The 17,560-nt window shown below is 59.5% G+C and carries 20 protein-coding genes; 4 read left to right on the top strand and 16 right to left on the bottom strand.

The genetic code is table 11. From position 1 onward, the window contains the following. Positions 1-9: 9 nt before the first annotated feature. The 4 genes from purH to edd all read right to left on the bottom strand — a co-directional run bounded on the left by purH (position 10) and on the right by edd (position 4,734). Positions 10-1,587, bottom strand: a complete 1,578-nt coding sequence (purH, locus tag IGS75_RS02630; protein ID WP_141352607.1) for a bifunctional phosphoribosylaminoimidazolecarboxamide formyltransferase/IMP cyclohydrolase — start codon at positions 1,585-1,587, stop codon at positions 10-12. Then, the gene (locus IGS75_RS02635; protein WP_202257490.1) at positions 1,584-2,147 is read right to left on the bottom strand and encodes a metal-dependent hydrolase; all 564 of its coding nucleotides are present in this window, start codon (positions 2,145-2,147) and stop codon (positions 1,584-1,586) included. The genes purH and IGS75_RS02635 overlap by 4 nt, the downstream gene beginning before the upstream one ends. A 103-nt stretch (positions 2,148-2,250) precedes the next feature. Further along, positions 2,251-2,874: a bifunctional 4-hydroxy-2-oxoglutarate aldolase/2-dehydro-3-deoxy-phosphogluconate aldolase gene (gene eda / locus IGS75_RS02640; RefSeq protein WP_141352611.1), complete on the bottom strand. Its 624-nt coding sequence runs from the start codon at positions 2,872-2,874 to the stop codon at positions 2,251-2,253. A 12-nt stretch (positions 2,875-2,886) separates the two neighbouring features. Continuing rightward, positions 2,887-4,734: a phosphogluconate dehydratase gene (gene edd, locus IGS75_RS02645; protein ID WP_202257491.1), complete on the bottom strand. Its 1,848-nt coding sequence runs from the start codon at positions 4,732-4,734 to the stop codon at positions 2,887-2,889. Positions 4,735-5,146: 412 nt separating this feature from the next. On the opposite strand from edd, the gene IGS75_RS02650 reads away from it, so the two are divergent. After that, a complete protein-coding gene (locus IGS75_RS02650) occupies positions 5,147-5,836 on the top strand; it encodes a YfdX family protein (RefSeq protein ID WP_141352615.1) in 690 nt (229 codons plus the stop codon). A gap of 85 nt (positions 5,837-5,921) precedes the next feature. On the opposite strand, the gene IGS75_RS02655 is transcribed toward IGS75_RS02650, so the two are convergent. Genes IGS75_RS02655 through aroQ form a run of 4 tightly spaced genes read right to left on the bottom strand, consistent with a single transcriptional unit; the run spans position 5,922 to position 8,759 of the window. After that, on the bottom strand, positions 5,922-6,491 hold the full coding sequence (locus tag IGS75_RS02655; RefSeq protein WP_202257492.1) for an NIPSNAP family protein: 570 nt from the start codon (positions 6,489-6,491) through the stop codon (positions 5,922-5,924). A gap of 14 nt (positions 6,492-6,505) precedes the next feature. Next, positions 6,506-7,858 (bottom strand): acetyl-CoA carboxylase biotin carboxylase subunit, encoded by a 1,353-nt coding sequence (gene accC / locus IGS75_RS02660; protein ID WP_141352619.1) that lies wholly within the window; start codon positions 7,856-7,858, stop codon positions 6,506-6,508. Then, positions 7,858-8,313 carry an acetyl-CoA carboxylase biotin carboxyl carrier protein gene (locus IGS75_RS02665; RefSeq protein ID WP_141352621.1) on the bottom strand — a complete coding sequence of 152 codons (456 nt, stop codon included), beginning with the start codon at positions 8,311-8,313 and terminating at the stop codon, positions 7,858-7,860. Before IGS75_RS02665 ends, accC begins: the two co-directional genes overlap by 1 nt. Next, complete coding sequence (gene aroQ / locus IGS75_RS02670; RefSeq protein ID WP_041112562.1) at positions 8,310-8,759, bottom strand: type II 3-dehydroquinate dehydratase; 450 nt, start codon at positions 8,757-8,759, stop codon at positions 8,310-8,312. The genes IGS75_RS02665 and aroQ overlap by 4 nt, the downstream gene beginning before the upstream one ends. Before the next feature lie 153 nt (positions 8,760-8,912). On the opposite strand from aroQ, the gene IGS75_RS02675 reads away from it, so the two are divergent. Continuing rightward, the gene (locus IGS75_RS02675) at positions 8,913-9,557 is read left to right on the top strand and encodes a septal ring lytic transglycosylase RlpA family protein (RefSeq protein ID WP_202257493.1); all 645 of its coding nucleotides are present in this window, start codon (positions 8,913-8,915) and stop codon (positions 9,555-9,557) included. A gap of 25 nt (positions 9,558-9,582) precedes the next feature. Here IGS75_RS02675 and IGS75_RS02680 read toward each other — a convergent pair whose 3' ends face one another. Continuing rightward, entirely contained in the window at positions 9,583-10,629 is a 1,047-nt protein-coding gene (locus tag IGS75_RS02680; protein ID WP_141352625.1) for a YihY/virulence factor BrkB family protein, read from the bottom strand. A gap of 412 nt (positions 10,630-11,041) precedes the next feature. On the opposite strand from IGS75_RS02680, the gene IGS75_RS02685 reads away from it, so the two are divergent. Beyond that, complete coding sequence (locus IGS75_RS02685) at positions 11,042-12,181, top strand: type III PLP-dependent enzyme (RefSeq protein WP_202257494.1); 1,140 nt, start codon at positions 11,042-11,044, stop codon at positions 12,179-12,181. 130 nt (positions 12,182-12,311) lie between these two features. Continuing rightward, a complete protein-coding gene (locus IGS75_RS02690; protein WP_141352629.1) occupies positions 12,312-12,440 on the top strand; it encodes a TOBE domain-containing protein in 129 nt (42 codons plus the stop codon). 25 nt (positions 12,441-12,465) lie between these two features. Here IGS75_RS02690 and IGS75_RS02695 read toward each other — a convergent pair whose 3' ends face one another. The 7 genes from IGS75_RS02695 to IGS75_RS02725 form a co-directional block, all read right to left on the bottom strand. Continuing rightward, positions 12,466-12,681 carry a hypothetical protein gene (locus IGS75_RS02695; RefSeq protein WP_141352631.1) on the bottom strand — a complete coding sequence of 72 codons (216 nt, stop codon included), beginning with the start codon at positions 12,679-12,681 and terminating at the stop codon, positions 12,466-12,468. Further along, positions 12,681-13,271 carry a hypothetical protein gene (locus IGS75_RS02700; protein WP_228123839.1) on the bottom strand — a complete coding sequence of 197 codons (591 nt, stop codon included), beginning with the start codon at positions 13,269-13,271 and terminating at the stop codon, positions 12,681-12,683. Before IGS75_RS02700 ends, IGS75_RS02695 begins: the two co-directional genes overlap by 1 nt. 112 nt (positions 13,272-13,383) lie before the next feature. Continuing rightward, positions 13,384-13,884 carry a molybdenum cofactor biosynthesis protein MoaE gene (locus IGS75_RS02705; RefSeq protein WP_141352635.1) on the bottom strand — a complete coding sequence of 167 codons (501 nt, stop codon included), beginning with the start codon at positions 13,882-13,884 and terminating at the stop codon, positions 13,384-13,386. Beyond that, positions 13,881-14,720, bottom strand: coding sequence for an NTP transferase domain-containing protein (locus IGS75_RS02710; RefSeq protein WP_202257495.1), 840 nt, complete (start codon positions 14,718-14,720; stop codon positions 13,881-13,883). Before IGS75_RS02710 ends, IGS75_RS02705 begins: the two co-directional genes overlap by 4 nt. Continuing rightward, on the bottom strand, positions 14,717-15,199 hold the full coding sequence (gene moaC, locus IGS75_RS02715) for a cyclic pyranopterin monophosphate synthase MoaC (protein ID WP_202257496.1): 483 nt from the start codon (positions 15,197-15,199) through the stop codon (positions 14,717-14,719). The genes IGS75_RS02710 and moaC overlap by 4 nt, the downstream gene beginning before the upstream one ends. 45 nt (positions 15,200-15,244) lie before the next feature. Then, positions 15,245-16,279: a GTP 3',8-cyclase MoaA gene (gene moaA / locus IGS75_RS02720; RefSeq protein ID WP_202257497.1), complete on the bottom strand. Its 1,035-nt coding sequence runs from the start codon at positions 16,277-16,279 to the stop codon at positions 15,245-15,247. Next, complete coding sequence (locus IGS75_RS02725) at positions 16,269-17,465, bottom strand: molybdopterin molybdotransferase MoeA (protein WP_141352643.1); 1,197 nt, start codon at positions 17,463-17,465, stop codon at positions 16,269-16,271. Before IGS75_RS02725 ends, moaA begins: the two co-directional genes overlap by 11 nt. Positions 17,466-17,560 lie beyond the last annotated feature (95 nt).

Consider the following 17,560-nt stretch of genomic DNA (forward strand, 5'->3'; position numbering starts at 1 on the left):
CGAATTTTTTCAATGTCGGAAATGCCTCATGCCAGTGAATACCATGGCGATCCCGGCAGCATCTGCCGCATCGATCACCTCCTGATCACGAATGGAGCCGCCTGGCTGAATGACAGCCACAGCGCCCGCCGCAACAACGCTCTCAAGACCGTCAGCGAAAGGGAAGAAGGCGTCGGAAGCCGCAACCGAACCAGTCGTCAGAGGTGCGCCTTCTCCCGCTTCGTTCGCAGCGTCCTCGCTCTTGCGCGCGGCAATACGCGCGCTATCCACTCGGGACATCTGCCCGGCACCAATACCAACCGTTGCCCCGTTGCGGACATAGATGACAGCGTTTGACTTCACATGTTTTGCGACACGGAACGCAAACAGCAGGTCCTTCATTTCCTGAGCCGTCGGTGCGCGTTTAGTCACGACCTGCAGATCGGCTTCCGTCACACGACCCGCATCACGGGTCTGAGCCAAGAAACCGCCCGCAACGGAGCGGAACGCCAGCCCTTCTGCAGCCGGATCCGGCACGCCCTGCGTCAGCAGCAGACGCAGATTCTTCTTGCGCGACAGGACCTCGATCGCTTCCGCATCGGCATCCGGAGCCACGATCACTTCGGTGAAGATCTTGCTGATCCTCTGAGCTGTGGCACCATTCAGCGTCCGGTTGACTGCAACGATGCCGCCGAAGGCCGAGACAGGATCACAACGCAGAGCCGCGATCCAGGCCTGTTCCAGAGTGGTAGCAGAAGCCACGCCACACGGATTGGCATGCTTGACGATCACGACCGTCGGTTCGTCGAACTCGGCTACGGCTTCGAATGCAGCGTCCGTATCGTTGATGTTGTTGTAACTCAGGGCCTTGCCCTGAACCTGACGCGCACTTGCAACGCCCGGACGCTGACTGCCGTCACGATAGAAGGCGGCTTTCTGATGCGGGTTCTCGCCATAGCGCAGCAGATCATCGCGGGTGCCGCTCAGCGTCAGAACGGGAGGCAGGATCTCACCGGCCTGTTTAGCGAACCAGCGGGAAATCATGCTGTCATAGGCAGCCGTATGCGCATAGGCGGAAGCAGCGTAATCGCGGCGCTCCGTCAGAAGCGTGCCGCCCTGTTCCAGTGAGGCGACGACAGCCGCATACTGACGCGAATCCGTCAGGATCGTGACGTGATCGAAGTTCTTCGCAGCAGCGCGGATCATGGCCGGGCCGCCGATATCGATGTTCTCGATACAGTCCTCGTCCCCCGCCCCGGACGCGACGGTTGCGGCAAAAGGATAGAGGTTCACACAGACTAGGTCGATCGGCGCAATGCCATGTTCCGCCATCTGCGCGATATGTGTCGGTAGGTCGCGGCGTCCAAGGATGCCACCATGCACCTGTGGGACGAGGGTCTTGACCCGGCCGTCCAAAATTTCAGGAAAACCGGTATGCTCCGAGACATCTTTGACTGTCAGACCCGCTTCACGAAGGGTCTTCGCAGAACCTCCCGTCGAAAGCAGTTCCGCACCGTGGGCGGCGAGCGCACGCCCCAGTTCGATCAGTCCCGTTTTGTCAGAAACGGAGAGGAGGGCGCGACGGACGGGGAGTCGGGTCTCAGTCATGATGAGAATGAAATATCCTTCAAAACATGTCTGCGCAACCGAGCGTGATGCGCAGAGGGAGGAACATGACCCGGAACAGAGCCATTACCGGAAACTCCTGCCCAACCCAGAAGGCAGAGAATGGGCACAAGAAGCATGATTTCTCCGATCCCGCCAGTCCGGACATAAGGCCAGAGCGAGAGGCGCGAACGGCTGAGAGGCGCGAAGAGCTGACACCCGCCTGTCGGAAGGTCAGCCGCGATATGCGTCCCTGCCCCCAGCAGAAGCGCCCCCCAAGGGCCACGCAGGCTTTCGGGGCCCATCAAACCTTTCAGCACGGCCGCGGCCAAAAGCAACATCACCCCTGAATGCGTGAGACCACGATGACCAAAGGCCTTTGCCAGAAAACGGGAGAGGAATTTCAGTCGACTACCGAGCATGGAGCGTTCGGTATCGATGTCTGGCAAAAGACTGCCAAGCAGTCCCGTACAGACGGAGAGCGGTTCAGGCGACAAGATGTGCCAGCGCATTGCGCACAGCACGGCAAAGCCGCCAATCAGCAGATGGGAACGTCCGGTCACGCGCCCTATATGGTCTGCTTCGACGTGCCCCGCAAACCTTTTGTTCACAAAACGTTCACGGACGCCGCAACATTCTGACGGCATCCGCAAAACACTTCGAAAATCAGACCGTGAAGAGTGCCGCAGCCGTGGCGCGCTGACGGACCTTGTCCGCATCGAATGTGCCGGCCGTCACCCAGGACCCACCGACACAAGCTACGGACGGCAGCGCCAACCAGTCCGGTGCGCTCTCTTCCGTAATGCCGCCCGTAGGACAGAAGCGGATATTGCTACCGAAAACACTGGCCAAACTCTTGAGCGCAGGAATGCCGCCATTCGTCACGGCTGGGAAGAACTTGAAACGCGACAGACCCAGATCCAGACCACGCATGATGTCGCCCGCATTCGCCACACCCGGCAGGAACGGGACATCATGCTCGACCGACGCCTTTGCCAGCGCCTCGGTCAGACCGGGGCTGACGATGAAGCGTGCACCCGCCTTAACGGCACGGTCCATATCGGACGGATTCAACACCGTACCGGCACCTACCAGTGCGCCCGGTACTTTCGACATTTCTTCAATGACTTCAAGGGCGCAGGGGGTCCGCAGTGTAACTTCTAGCGTGGACAGTCCACCGGCCACCAGTGCTTCGGCCATAGGGCGGGCCTGCGCCACGTCATTGACCACCAGCACCGGCATGACCGGACAGCGGTTCATGACGGCGTCGAGTTTGGCAGTATCGATCATCAAAACTCTTCCTTAGTGAATGTCATTGCCAACGGCTTCGGTCACGCGATCCATCTGAGCCAGCATCGCGGATCCGCCGGCCTCGGCCGGATCATGCACCGAACGCATCAGCGCGAACAGTTCGCGGCCCGTTCCCAACGCCGGGAGCGGCGGAGAAACCGGCTTGCGGCTCTCCCACTCGGCGGCATCCACCAGAGCCTCGATCTGCCCCATTGCGGCGCAGACACGGATCATGTCGCCGTCTCGCACACGGGCGATCGGCCCCCCAACCTGCGCTTCGGGGCCAACGTGAATGGCTGCTGGCACCTTGCCGCTCGCGCCGGACATGCGTCCATCCGTCAGCAGAGCAACCTTAAATCCGCGATCCTGAAGAACACCCAGCGCCGGGGTCAGCTTGTGAAGCTCCGGCATACCATTGGCTTCTGGCCCCTGGAACCGGACGACCACAACAACATCGCGCTCCAGTTCACCGTTCTGATAGGCCGTGATGACGTCTTGCTGGTCCTGGAAAACCCGTGCCGGCGCTTCAACAGTCAGATGTTCGGGCGCAATAGCGCTGCTCTTGTAAATCGCGCGCCCTAGGTTACCAGTCATCAAGCGCATACCGCCATCTGGACGGAAAGGCGTAGCCACATCACGCAGGATATCGGTGTCCGTGGACGGCTTTGCGTGGCTGTAAACAAGCTCGTCGCCTTCAAGCGAGGCGCGACGGGCATAATCAGAGAAACCACCACGCGAGACCGTCAGGATGTCCTTGTGCAACATGCCGGCGCGCATCAGTTCAGCAATCACGGTCGGCATACCACCCACGCGGTTGAACGCGTTCACGTCCTCGGAACCGCTCGGATAAACACGGGTAATCAGCGGCACCGCGGACGACAGACGGCTGATGTCTTCCCAGTCGATCAGAATACCAGCGGCCCGGGCAATAGCCGGAAGATGGATCGAATGGTTGGTGGAACCACCCGTCGCCAACAGCCCAACGGCCGCGTTCACGATAGCCCTTTCATCCACGCAATGGGCGAGCGGACGGACATCCTCGCCGTTCAGACCGATTTCCGCGAGGCGATGAATCCCCGAGCGGGTCATAGCCTGACGCAGCTTTGTATTGGGGTTGATGAACGCCGAATCCGGCATCATCAGACCCATGATTTCGACCATCATCTGGTTCGTATTGGCCGTTCCATAGAACGTGCAGGTTCCCGCGCTGTGATAGGAGGCGTTTTCCGCTTCCATCAGTTCAGCCTGTCCGACCTTGCCCTGAACATAGAGCTGGCGGATGCGCTGCTTTTCTTTGTTCGGAAGGCCGGACGGCATCGGACCAGCCGGGATCAGCATGGTTGGCAGATGGCCAAAGCGCAGGGCGCCCATCAAAAGCCCCGGTACGATCTTGTCGCAGATCCCGAGCAGCGCCACACTTTCGAACATACCATGGCTCAGACCGACCGCCGTGGACATGGCAATCACGTCACGGGAGAACAGGGACAGCTCCATCCCCTCTTGCCCCTGCGTCACGCCGTCACACATGGCCGGCGCGCCGCCTGCAACCTGGGCCGTCGCGCCGACTTCGCGGGCAAACAGCTTGATCTGCTCAGGATAACGACCATAAGGCTGATGTGCCGAGAGCATATCATTATAGGTCGTAATTATGCCGATATTGGTGCCGGTGGGACGCATCAGTTCCGGCTTATCGGAGCTTGATGCTGCGATGGCATGAGCCAGATTCCCGCAGGCTAGCTTGGGCCGTAGCACACCTTTGGCACAATTGCGCTCCATCAGGGCGAGATACCGACGACGGGAGACTTTCGAACGCTCGATGATACGGGCAGTCACGCTCTCGACGACGGAATTCAGAGACATCTGGAAATACTCGCTACTCGGCTGATGCTTGCAATGCGTTCAGGAAAGGCCGACTTTCCGGCGCAAAGCACGGTATCGTGATTGAGCCATCGTACATACGGAAAGCCCTTCCCCAGAGCAAGCCATCCGCAAATGAAAACCTTAATATTCTCATTTTTATTTCAAGGAATCATTCCATATGGCATCTTAGTTCCAAAAATAACATCACCACAGCAACAATGCGAATGAGATGTGTTAATTCCGGTTTTCAGAAATCTCCTTCAGCCTCGCACAGAAATTGACGTACAAAACTAGAAGCGTCGACAAAAAAAACTGGAAAGACCTACTGTCACTAAATGATCGGTAATTTGCCCGATCTGTCCCCATGAAATACCCATAAGAGTCAGAAGCGAATATTCACGGAGACGATATCATGAAATTCATTCCCGCCATGGCTGCGATTTCAACCCTTCTCTGCGCAACACCCCTGGCCGGCGCCGCTTCACTTCACTCACATTGGGAGCAGTTCAAGGCACACCGGGCTTTTCATCACCTTTCCGCTGATGGTCAGCGCGCCTTTCAGGACATCATGAACGCCCGTGACATCCTGCAGACAGGCGGCAAGACCGAGGCGGCCATTCCGGCACTTTATGATGCCCAGAAGCGCCTCGCCGCTGCTGAAAAGGCTGACAAGAAGTTTCAGGCCGCCGAAAGCGATCTGCACCCCGCCCCGCAACACCCCGTGGCAACAAACCATCAGCCTGTTGTGGGACAAACCGACTGGCTTCCAGTTGGCGGTGAGTTCATCGTGAATGAAACTCTTGCTCCCGAAAAGAAGACGGCTATTGCCTCGGCCAATGCGCAGCTGAAATCCGGCAACACGGATCAGGCCGCTGAAACCATGAAGGTTGTCGGCGAAGATGCAGACTTCATTCTGGCGCTTGCTCCTATCACGCCGGTCCAAGGCGCAGTCTACCGTGCGACCGTGTTCACAGAAGGCCATCATCCGCAGGACGCTGTTGATGCGCTGACTCAGGCTCTGGATTCGGTGATCTTCGTCTCCGAAAGCGCTGTCGAATCACAGGCCCCGGCCACCGCGGCTCCGGCAGCTGCCACTAAGTAATCTTCAAGGGCCCAGCCCTCAGACAAAAAAAAGCGCTGCAGGCCAGACCTGCAGCGCTTTTTTTGCGCTGGCTCTTCAATATGCCTCAACTCCAAGCGGAGCCCTCTGCCGGAAGCAGAATCGTATTTTCCATGTTAACCAGCCCACTACCGATTTTCGGCGGCCATACACCCGTGGCCACGGCCTGCGCCCGGATTTCCAGACGGGCATTCATGTCCGCATACGGCCAGATATGCGCCAGCCGAGGCGTTCCCTCAATCGAGATCATCCCGCAAAGCAGCGGAGACAGCTCCAGACGGAGCGGAACCGCAGCGGCAAAAGCCTCTTCCACGTTTCCGACCTGTCCGAGCTTCAGATCGTAACAGCGCCATTCATAGAGGCTGCCGTGCTCCCCGGCCGGAAGCAGCGGGGAAATAATGCGCCAGCTTGTCACCGCAACATTCTGGACAGACTCTTCCGGAATAGCTGCAAGCACATCCGGACGCCCTTCCAGAAGAGCATTATAGGTATCTGCTGTTCGGAAAAGAACAACTCGGTTCAGGACACCGATCTCACTCACCCAAACGGCGAGCCCGTCACGCCCCGTGAGGGCAGAAACCACCTGCGGCATCTGTCCGATGCGGACATCGAGAACGATGGTTTCTGCGTAGCTCATGGGCTGTCTCCGGTTTATTTCCCTGCCTGCTGGGCAGCGACAAAATTTTCCAGCCAGTGGATCGTATAATCCCCCTTCTGAAAAGACGGGTCCGCCAGAATCTTCTGGTGCAGCGGAATAACCGTCTTCACACCGTCAACCACGCATTCATCCAGGGCCCGCTGCATACGGGCAATGGCTTCAGCGCGCGTGGGGGCATGCACGATCAGTTTGGCGATCATGCTGTCGTAGTAAGGCGGGATGCGATAACCAGCGTAAATCGCGCTGTCCATACGAACGCCCAATCCACCCGGAGCATGAAACACCTTGATCGTACCGGGGCTCGGCATGAAGGTTTCCGGGTCTTCCGCATTGATGCGGCACTCGATCGCATGACCGGACATCTTGATGTCCGACTGCGTGTACCCAAGCGGCTCACCAGAGGCGATCCGGATCTGCTCACGCACGAGATCCACGTTGCAGACCATCTCCGTCACCGGATGCTCGACCTGAAGACGCGTGTTCATCTCGATGAAGCAGAACTGGCCGTCCTGATACAGGAACTCCAGCGTGCCCGCATTGCGATAGCCCATGCGCGAAAGGGCCTCGGTCGCTGTGCGGCCAATTTCCTCACGTTCGGCGTCAGTCAGGGCCGGTGAACCGGCTTCTTCCAGCAGTTTCTGGTGACGGCGCTGGAGCGAACAGTCACGCTCTCCGAAATGCACGACATTGCCATGCGCATCGCCAAGAATCTGAAGCTCGATATGACGCGGACGGTTGAGATACTTTTCGAGATAGACCTCGTCATTGCCGAAAGCGGCACGGGCTTCGGCACGGGCGACCGACCAGGCTTCCTCGATGTCGTCCGCCGTCATCGCGACCTTCATCCCACGTCCGCCACCACCGGCAGCAGCCTTGATGAGGACCGGATAGCCGACCTTGTCCGCAACTTCACGCGCGGCCTGCAAGTCCGCCAGACCGCCATCGGACCCCGGCACCAGCGGCACGCCGAGCGCGCGCATGGTCGTCTTGGCGGCAATCTTGTCGCCCATCGTGCGGATATGCTCGGCGGTCGGACCGATGAAGACAAGACCGTGTTCTTCTACGGTCTCAGCAAATTCGGCATTTTCCGACAGAAAGCCATAGCCGGGATGAATGGCGTCTGCTCCCGTGATCATCGCAGCCGAAAGGATGGCGGCAACATTCAGATAGGAATCGCGCGCACTCGGCGGACCGATGCAGACGGCTTCGTCCGCAAGGCGCACATGCATCGCATCGGCGTCTGCCGTCGAATGCACGGCAACGGTTTTGATGCCCATCTCGCGGCAGGCGCGCTGGATCCGCAGCGCGATCTCACCCCGGTTGGCAATGAGGACCTTGGAAATCATTACTCGATGATCGCCAGAGCTTCGCCGAACTCGACCGGCTGACCGGATTCAACAAGGAACTTCGTCAGCGTACCGGCACGGGGGGCCTTGATCTGGTTGAAGGTCTTCATGGCTTCGATGAGCATGATCGTCTGACCCGCAGTCACCGTCTGGCCTTCGACGGCGAACGGCGGAGAGGCCGGATCGGGTGTCAGATAGGCAACACCAACCATTGGGCTCGGCACCATACCCGGGTGCTTGGCCGGATCAGCCGGAGCCGCAACAGCGGCGACAACAGCCGGGGCAGCGGGTGCCGCAGCGGCCTGAACCGGAGCAGCAGCCTGAACCACATTGACGTTGCGGGCCACGCGGATACGGCTGTCCGCTTCGGAAATCTCGATTTCGGTCAGGCCGGTCTGTGTCAGAATATCGGCCAATGCCCGGATGGCATCCTTGTCCACGAGCATACGGCTCATCCTTCGTCTTCGATCATGTCGGTTATTGCCTGAAGCGCGTGCGCATATCCCCTGACGCCGAGGCCACAGATCACGCCGATGGCGGCCTGCGAGACGTAAGTGTGATGACGGAACGGCTCCCTGCGATGAATATTGGAAATATGAACCTCGACCACTGGCAGCTCGACGGCCAGAAGCGCGTCGAGCAGGGCAATCGAGGTGTGTCCATAAGCTGCGGGATTGATCACGATTCCGTCTGCACGGCCGCGACATTCCTGAACCCAGGACACAAGCTCACCCTCTCCGTTCGTCTGGCGGAAATCAATGGCGACATCAAGCCGTTCGGCAGCCTGAATGCACACCTGCTCGACATCATCGAGCGTGGCGTGACCATAGATTCCGGGCTGTCGAAGACCCAGCATATTGAGATTCGGACCGTTGAGAACGGTGATCAGAGGGCGTTTCATCTGGCCGCGCGATAGCACTTTCGGAGCTGTCATGAAAGCGTCATTGCCCTATTGCTGCCGTCTTCAGGGTATCCAAAAAGGGACAGGGCCGCATTTTTGTGCTATCTGGTGCGATCTGAGCCCGCCCCGTCCACTGGAGAAGAACCTGATATAGTGCGCTTTGATCTGTCTGTCCTTCGCAATCCCTCACGTTGTATTCCCCTGCGCAGCATGACGTTCGCCGTGGCGCTTGCCGGGCTGGCCAGTCATCACGCTGCTCACGCGAGCGACGATTCTGCCGTGGTTGGAACGCCGAAGACGAGCTGGGCAGACTCCGTTCGGGCCGCACTTGCAAACCGTGCCCACCAGGCCGCTCACGTCTGGTCCCAGCATGGCATGGCGAGCTGGTATGGACGGCATTTTCATGGACGACGCACGGCCAGCGGGACGACATTCAACACCAACGATCTGACAGCAGCGCACCCTTCCCTGCCTCTCGGCACGAAGCTTCTCGTGACATCGCAGGATACGGGACGCTCCGTCGTAGTGACGGTCAATGACCGTGGGCCTTTCAACAGCCGCATCATTGACCTGTCCCATGCCGCTGCTGCAAAGATCGGCATGCTCGGCGCAGGCACGGCCCATGTCACAATTGCGAAGATGACGGATATTGCGCCGCCCCTGCATCCCGCCACGGAGCCGGAAGTAGCCGAGGCCGATCCGTCGGACACGAGCGCACAGGCCATTCAGGCGGCGGGAACCAGCATCGCCCCCGTCTCACAGGGCAGCGACACACACCGTACGCCGCACCACCACTGATCTTTACGGCTGCCTGACCTTACTGTCAGGCAGCTCCGGGCTGAGGAGGCACTTCCTGACTCTGACCGGCCCGGGCTTCGAGGCTGGCATTCAACTCCGCCCCGAACAGCACCACATACGCGCTCACGAAAAGCCACATCATGATGGCAGCCACGGCACCAAGTGGCCCGTAGGTTGCGCCGTAGCTCGCGAAATGCGCGACATACCATGAGAAACCCAGCGACGTGATGACCCACAGGATGGTCGCGAGTGCCGAACCCGGAAAAATCCAGCGCCACTGTGTATGCACGCGGCAGGGGGCAAAGCGGTAGAGCAGCGTCACGGCGATAAAAACAAACAGCAGCATCAACAGCGGTGCAAGCGTGTGCACGACCATCGGCGCGCCGTAAGAGAGCAGCAGATCAACCGGAAATGGCGGATCGCTCAGGAAACTGACATGACGCGGCAGGTAATCCACCAGTGCCGGTGCAGCCACCATCAGGGCCAGTGTCAGCGCAGCCCCCAGAATGGCCGTCAACGTAGTGGATAGTGCGATGGCCTGGAACTTCAGGAAGCTCCTGGTTTCCTGCGCATTATAAGCCATGTTGAGCGCGGAAAGGACCGACTTCGTGCTTGCCGAAGCCGACCACAGGGCGACTGCGAGCGAGAAGATCAGCCCGATCGTTAGCGACGAATGAGGCTGGGAAATCAGTTCGTGAATCCGATCCCCGATCAGAGTGTAAGCTGAGGGCGGCAGGAGATCGCGGAGGACTTCGAGCTGCGGCTCAACTGTCTGCAGGTCAAACGCCAGACCATATAGGGAAATCAGGCTGGAAATGGCCGGAAAAAGGGAGAGCGTGGCGTAAAAGGCGCATCCCGCAGCCGACAGCGATGTCTGGCTTGAGCCCACTTCAGCAAACAGATGCTTCGCGATGACGCGCCAGGCCGCATGATGTAGCCGGTCCGGAGACGATGCGGCATCCGAATCAGTCGTGCCTGCTACAGCAGATTCGGGTCCGGATTCCGAAGGTACGGCATGTTCCGACCCGGTTCGGGAGCCGGAGAGAGGCGCAGATTCGGGTGTCAAGCTCACGCAGGGTGTCCTCGGCAGTTTCCTGTTAGGGCAGCAGTCTTGGCATCTTTGCCGCTATTTACCGGACTGTCCGTAACGAACGTCCATATTGAACGACATGAGCCAGTACAGACGCGGAAGATGCCTTCAGCGTTCCGAATTCGCCCTGATTCAATTCACCAATATTGGCAAAACCATCACAATGCAAAATTATCGGTTGCGTGACAGGCGATTTGGTCTCATATCCCGCCCTCACGCAGCAACGCACGTGCCACTGGCCCACTCGAGGTTACGCAACGACGTCAAGCGTTCTGGCCTTCAGGAATCCACCCTTTACGGATTCCCGCTATTCGCCGGTCCGTTCGACCGTTTCGCAACATACTCGCAGGGCGATATCGTTCCCTGACGAGTCCGGTTCTGGGAATTGAGTGTCATGACTCCCAAAATCACCCGCTTCCTTGCCGAGCAACAGCCGGCAACCCCTTGCCTCGTCGTCGATCTCGACGTCGTCGGGGCGCATTACCGTGCCCTGCACGATGCGCTCCCGGAAGCAAAAATCTATTACGCCATCAAGGCCAACCCGGCCCCGGCCATCCTTGACCGCCTCGTTGCCCTGGGCTCGTCCTTCGACGTCGCATCCCCTGCGGAAATCAGGATGTGTCTGAATGCCGGCGCAACCCCGGACAGGATTTCCTACGGCAACACACTGAAGAAAGCCGAATGGATCCGCGAAGCGCATGATCTGGGCATCAGCCTGTTCGTTTTCGACAGCATCGAAGAACTGGAGAAGCTTTCCAAGCATGCTCCTGGCGCGCGCGTTTTCTGCCGCCTGGCTGTCGAGAACGAAGGCGCGGACTGGCCCCTGTCGCGCAAGTTCGGCACCACGCTGAGTAACGCTCGCACGCTGATGCTGCGCGCCCGTGAACTGGGCCTGAAGCCTTACGGCCTGTCCTTCCATGTCGGGAGCCAACAGACGGGCGTTGCCGCTTATGATCATGCGATCGCCAAAGCTGCCGCCCTGTACCATGACCTGCGAGCGCAGGGCGTAGACCTTCAGATGCTCAATCTGGGTGGTGGTTTTCCGACGCATTACTGCGAGAACGTACCCTCCGTTCAGGATTTCGCCGACACGATTCATGCGTCCCTCAAGACGCATTTCCCGGACGGTGCGCCTGAAATCCTGCTCGAGCCAGGCCGCTACATGGTCGGACAGTCCGGCATAGTGTCGAGCGAGGTCATCCTCGTCAGCCGTCGCGGCGGTGCCGTGACCGATCCGCGCTGGGTCTATCTTGATATCGGGCGCTTCGGTGGCCTGGCCGAAACTGAAGGTGAAGCCATCCGCTACATTTTCCGCACATCCCGCGATTCCGACGACACCAGCCGCTCCCCCTGCGTAGTCGCCGGCCCAAGCTGTGACGGCGTGGACATCATGTACGAGAAGAACCGCATCCCTCTGCCAGACTCTCTGGAGTGTGGGGACCGCGTCGAGATCCTCGCCACGGGCGCGTATGTCTCGACCTACTGCTCCATCGGCTTCAACGGCTTCCCGCCGTTGACCGAATACTACATCTGAAAACAGCCCCTCCGGACCAGCCGAGGTCCGGAGCATGTTCCCTTTGTCTGTCTCTCTAGACGCAGGCATGAAGCCTGCCGATATGGGACAGACAGATATTCCTGTCTGTCCTCCAAGGGAAGGGTTTTTCATGAAACCCAGCGCACGCAACCAGCTCAAGGGCCGGATCACAAACATTCTCAGGGGCGCGACGACGTCCCACATCACCATCGATGTCAACAGCACGCTCATCACAAGCGTCATGATCGGCGTAGATTGAATGTTCAGGAAACGTTTCAGGAGCCTCAGCTCCTGAAAGATGCTTCCAGCCCGGATTGATATCCCAGCGCAGACAACAGATCATCTGCAGAAATTTCGAGGTTCACGCAGGCTAGCCAGCAGAACCCGACCACTCCGACAGCCAGCAATAGCAAACAGACCGTCATGTGTTCCAGCTCCTCAAGCCTTGGACGCTGCGGTTCTGCCCCGTTCCGGGTGGGGCGTCCGCTCAGCGACATCATCAGTGCATCACCCGGCTGGCGTCATGCGACATACCAGCATGTAAAGGCCCGCTATCCTGTGGCCACAGAACCCGCATCCGAGACGGACTGACCGACCGCCAGCGGTTGATCGAAGACAGCGCCCCTCCCCCCGAAATCGTGGTCTCGTCTTTCAGCAGTTTTTTGGGCAGCCAGTGCCCCGCTCCCGCAAGACAATCCGCCAGCAGGGTCAGCGCCGTGGCCAGGCAACCCTGGACAAACCTGTCCGGAAAAATTTCAGCCAGAAGCACGAAAACTTCGCGCTGCCCCTCGTTCTGGGCAGCGATGATCCCGCGCAGGAAGCGTTCCTCCAGCGCGGTCAGAGACTGCATGCCCGGTGCATTCACCGCAAGCCGCGGCTGATCCGCGACCTCCAGAAGATGGGTGGCGTCCGCAAAGGCTCCTTCCGCGGCATCCAGGGCCGAACGGAAACAGGCGGGAAACAGACCGTCGGTCGTTTTCGTCTCGGGGCAGCTTGGCAAACGGTAATGGCTGATGAGGCAGCGGATACTCCACAGCGCGAGGCGTTCACAGCAGCAGAGGTCGGATAGAGAAAGCGACAGCCGTGTCATGGAAAAACTCCGAATCAGCAGAACCGGAGTCATCCTAATTGAGAATGATTTGCAATTACAACTTAAAAACGCTCTGCAAGGCATAAAGATACGACCCTGCGGAAACGCTCAATCAGTGATGATGGTGGCCGCAACTTCCATGATCGTGCTCGTGGTCATGCGCCCCGGCCTCCGACGCGCGGGGAGCAGTCTGGCAGTGATGGCACGCCACCCATTCGGCATCGCCATCCAGATAATGCTCTTTCTTCCAGACAGGTACCCGATGTTTGATCTCGTCGATAATGTAGCGACAGGCCCGGAACGCGGCATCCCGGTGCGGTGCCGAGACCCCGATCCAGACGGCAACATCCCCGACCTTCAGGCTACCCGTCCGATGCATAGCCACGGCCTGGCTGATCTCAAAACGCTCCAGCGCCTCGGCTACGATCCGTTCCCCTTCAAGCTGGGCCAGCGCCTCATAGGATTCGTATTCCAGACCATCGACCGGACGACCTTCGTTCCTGTTACGGACCCAGCCTTCAAAGGTGCAGAACCCACCTGCCTCGGCCAGATGCAGATCCTCACGTAACATGCTCAGATCCACGGGCGCGGACGCCATGCGAAAGCGGCTCATCCGCCCGTCACCGGCGGGATAAACACAATATGGTCCCCGTCCTTCAAAACCTGCGTCCAAGGAGCGAAATCACCGTTGATCGCCACACGAAGTGTCGAGGCCTCGAACGGAAAGGCGTATTTTTCACGCAGTTCCTCGTAAAGGGGTCCCACGGTCGCGAATGCTGTTTCGAGCGATTGCTCCCGTGTTCCAGCCAGCTCCCGGAGCTGTGCGAAATATTCCAGTGTCAGGCGAATCATCGGCCCTCCCGGCAGATCCTTCAGGCGCCGGGTCGCATCTTCGCGTTCTTCCGGCGTGTTGATGTTATCGAGTGCGCCACGCTTATGCGGCTCCAGCAGCTTCGTCGGGCTGTTGATCAGCAGCTTACGCGGACAGATGCGCCCACTCGCGACCTGCTGCTCCAGAAGATCAAGCGCTTCTGGCTCCCAGATGGCGCAGAGCGGTTCGGGCAGACCGTCATGTTCGCTGCGGTAGGAGACGGCGACATGCTCCCCGTTCCGAGCGGTGATCAGGGTGTCGAGCGTACCGCGATCCAGCATCGGCAGGTCGCAGGCCAAAACCAGCCAGGCCACATCCGGATAAGCCCGATGCGCCGACAACAGCCCCGCCGCCGGTCCATCAGCATCCACCGTATCAACGATCTGCGAAAAGCTGGACCGCAGCGGATCGGACGTCTGACCCGGTCTCACTGAAACAAAACACCGCTCCACCACAGGCGTCAGAACTTCAAACGCCACCTGAAGCTGTGGCTTGCCGTGATAGTCGAGTGCGGCCTTGTCCGTTCCCATGCGTTTGCTGGCACCGCCCGCAAGAATCAGGCCGTAAAGTGGTGTCATGATTCAATCCGCTGAAAGTCGCGCTTGCCGCCGGCTTTGCCCATCAACCGGACCTCGCGGATGACCATGTCATGGGACATGGCCTTGCACATGTCGTAGATCGTGAGCGCTGCTACAGAGGCCCCGGTCAGCGCTTCCATTTCTACACCCGTTCGCCCCTTGCACGAGACCCGGCAGTCGATCACCGCTTCATCGCCTTCGACCGTAATGTCCACCCGACAACCACTGAGCGACAGTGGATGACACAACGGAATGAGCTGCGACGTCGATTTCACACCCATGACGCCCGCAATCTGTGCCACCGTCAGCACCGCCCCCTTGGCGGTCATGAACCCGGCATCCGACAAGGTCCGCGCCATCTCAGATGGGAAAACCAGACGCGCCTGGGCATGAGCACTGCGTTCGGTCACATCCTTGCCACTGATATCGACCATGCGCGGGTCTTCGCCGCGCTCATTGACATGAGTGAGCGTCTTCATCGTCTTCGATCTCCCGGTCTGGTCACCGAATTCTGGCCACCGATTTTAGCCACCGATATAGTTCATCTCGATGCGGCGTCGTGCGGGCGCATCCGAAAAGGCGGCCCGCTCTTCACTATACCTGTCCGTCCTCTGGCGCCACACCCCGGCCAGTAGATCCCGCAGGGCTGCGTCTTCCGCATTGCTGCGCAGAAGCGTGCGGAGATCAGTCCCTTCCGCGGCAAACAGGCAGGTATAAAGCTGCCCTTCCGATGACAAACGCGCACGAGAGCAGTCTCCGCAAAACGGTGCAGTCACAGAGGAAATGAAGCCGACTTCCCCAGCCCCGTCGCAATAGCGATACCGCTGGGCCACTTCCCCCCGATAATGCGCATCCACGGGCTCAAGCGGCCAGCGAACGTCAATGCGCTCACGCAGTTCACGCGACGGCACCACTTCGGCGCGCTCCCAGTGGTTGCGCGTCCCGACATCCATATATTCGATGAACCGCAGCACAACGCCGCTATACCGGAAGCGTTCGGCCAGAGCCTCGACACCTGCATCGTTCAGACCACGCTGGACGACGGTATTGAGCTTCACACCTCCGGAAAATCCGGCCTGTGCGGCGCTGTCGATCGCATCCAGAACCGGCTCAAGCTGCGCCCGGCCTCCGCTCATTCGCGCAAAGACCGCCGGATCGAGACTGTCTAGGCTGACCGTCACGCGGTTCAGCCCGGCCTCTTTAAGATCCCGGACATGTCGCTCCAGCAGAACTCCATTCGTAGTCAGGGCAATGTCTTCCACGCCTTCAATGGACGCCAGACGCGCTATGAGTTCCGGCAGCTTCGGACGCAACAGCGGTTCCCCACCCGTCAGGCGCAGCTTGCGAACACCGAGCGAGACCGCCACCCGTGCCACACGCTCAATCTCATCGAAGCTCAGGCGCTCTTTCGGTTCCAGAAAGCGGAAATGCTCGTGATAAGTCGCTTCCGGCATACAGTAGGGGCAGCGGAAATTGCAGCGGTCCATGACGGAAATCCGCAGATCATGCAGCGGACGGCTGAAGCGATCAGTCAGAGCAGGCGTCGGGTTACCAGCCATGAAACATCGCAGCTGTTCCGCGTGACGCCACACCTTCGCCGAACGGCAGTTCTACAAATCCGTCCGTAGAGGCGAGGAAGCTGAAATCCCCGGAGGTCGGCATCGGGCATGGCGTTGCCAGTGCCTGACCTGCCGCGTCGTGACGGATCTTTACTGGCAGGAAACGGGTGAGCGTCGGGATAAGATCAACTTCCGCATCGAGCATGACCATGTAAGGCTCGGGACGACATAGCCCCTGCCCCGCCAGAAGCATGGGCATGACATACCGCACGCCACAGGTCGTGGCGGACACCGGATTTCCCGGCAGACCGAACACGCGCTGTCCTTCAGGGCCGACGCCGAACCAAAGCGGCTTGCCCGGACGCTGCGCCACCTTGTGAAAGACCCGCTCCACCCCGATTTTCGACAGTGCTTTGGGGACATGATCAAATGCCCCCATCGACACACCGCCACTCAGGATCAGGACGTCATGACGCGAGAGCTGTTCGCGCAGGGCCACGACTGTCTCCGCGAGATCATCGGGCACAACGGACCGCTCGATGCAGTTGAACCCGCGTGATAGCAGAGCACCCGTCAGAGCATATTCGTTGGAACGCCGGATTTCCCAGTCCCGCACAGGGGCGCTGACATCCACAAGTTCGTCGCCCGTTGCCACAATCCCGATAGACGGAATCCGCGATACGCTGACCTGCGCATGGCCATTTCCCGCCAGAACCGCAAGCGCGGGGCCATCCAAACGGCACCCAGGGGCTAGAAGCTCCGTTCCCGTCGTACAGTCGGAACCCCGCCGATGGACGAACTGGCCCTTGCACGGCTCGTATCCCTCTTGAAAGCAGATCAGTCGGCCTTCACGAACTAGACGTTCGACCGGAACGACTGTGTCCGCACCTTCAGGCAGCACAGCCCCTGTCATAACTTCGAGGCAGACATGCCCCTCCGGCAATATCTGACCGGGCGCACCGGCCCGCTGGATTCCGTGCGACACCAACGTTGGACCACTACCGTGGCGGAAGGCAATGCCGTCCATCATTACACGGTCATAAGGCGGCTGGGCGCGTTCGGCGCGGATTGTCTGCTGGAGGATACGCCCGGCTGCCATCGTCAGATCAACCGCTTCGGTCCCGACGCTGCCGGCATAATCCAGCACAAGCTCCATGGCCCGTGTAACGCTCAGGAGTTCACTCATTTCCGCTCCGGTCACTGCCGTGTCTATTCAGCTGGCTAAAATGCCGACGATGTATTCTCTGCCGATATAGACCTCATGGTCTACGGATCAACAGT

The organism is Gluconobacter sphaericus (assembly GCF_016757795.1).
Taxonomy (GTDB): domain Bacteria; phylum Pseudomonadota; class Alphaproteobacteria; order Acetobacterales; family Acetobacteraceae; genus Gluconobacter; species Gluconobacter sphaericus.

Excerpts from the sequence above, each read along its gene's own strand:
- purH (WP_141352607.1), bottom strand. The coding sequence starts at position 1,587 with ATGACTGAGACCCGACTCCCCGTCCGTCGCGCCCTCCTCTCCGTTTCT.
- eda (WP_141352611.1), bottom strand. The coding sequence starts at position 2,874 with ATGATCGATACTGCCAAACTCGACGCCGTCATGAACCGCTGTCCGGTC.
- edd (WP_202257491.1), bottom strand. The coding sequence starts at position 4,734 with ATGTCTCTGAATTCCGTCGTCGAGAGCGTGACTGCCCGTATCATCGAG.
- IGS75_RS02650 (WP_141352615.1), top strand. The coding sequence starts at position 5,147 with ATGAAATTCATTCCCGCCATGGCTGCGATTTCAACCCTTCTCTGCGCA.
- IGS75_RS02655 (WP_202257492.1), bottom strand. The coding sequence starts at position 6,491 with ATGAGCTACGCAGAAACCATCGTTCTCGATGTCCGCATCGGACAGATG.
- accC (WP_141352619.1), bottom strand. The coding sequence starts at position 7,858 with ATGATTTCCAAGGTCCTCATTGCCAACCGGGGTGAGATCGCGCTGCGG.
- IGS75_RS02665 (WP_141352621.1), bottom strand. The coding sequence starts at position 8,313 with ATGAGCCGTATGCTCGTGGACAAGGATGCCATCCGGGCATTGGCCGAT.
- aroQ (WP_041112562.1), bottom strand. The coding sequence starts at position 8,759 with ATGAAACGCCCTCTGATCACCGTTCTCAACGGTCCGAATCTCAATATG.
- IGS75_RS02685 (WP_202257494.1), top strand. The coding sequence starts at position 11,042 with ATGACTCCCAAAATCACCCGCTTCCTTGCCGAGCAACAGCCGGCAACC.
- IGS75_RS02690 (WP_141352629.1), top strand. The coding sequence starts at position 12,312 with ATGAAACCCAGCGCACGCAACCAGCTCAAGGGCCGGATCACAAACATT.
- IGS75_RS02695 (WP_141352631.1), bottom strand. The coding sequence starts at position 12,681 with ATGATGTCGCTGAGCGGACGCCCCACCCGGAACGGGGCAGAACCGCAG.
- IGS75_RS02700 (WP_228123839.1), bottom strand. The coding sequence starts at position 13,271 with ATGACACGGCTGTCGCTTTCTCTATCCGACCTCTGCTGCTGTGAACGC.
- IGS75_RS02705 (WP_141352635.1), bottom strand. The coding sequence starts at position 13,884 with ATGAGCCGCTTTCGCATGGCGTCCGCGCCCGTGGATCTGAGCATGTTA.
- IGS75_RS02710 (WP_202257495.1), bottom strand. The coding sequence starts at position 14,720 with ATGACACCACTTTACGGCCTGATTCTTGCGGGCGGTGCCAGCAAACGC.
- moaC (WP_202257496.1), bottom strand. The coding sequence starts at position 15,199 with ATGAAGACGCTCACTCATGTCAATGAGCGCGGCGAAGACCCGCGCATG.
- moaA (WP_202257497.1), bottom strand. The coding sequence starts at position 16,279 with ATGGCTGGTAACCCGACGCCTGCTCTGACTGATCGCTTCAGCCGTCCG.
- IGS75_RS02725 (WP_141352643.1), bottom strand. The coding sequence starts at position 17,465 with ATGAGTGAACTCCTGAGCGTTACACGGGCCATGGAGCTTGTGCTGGAT.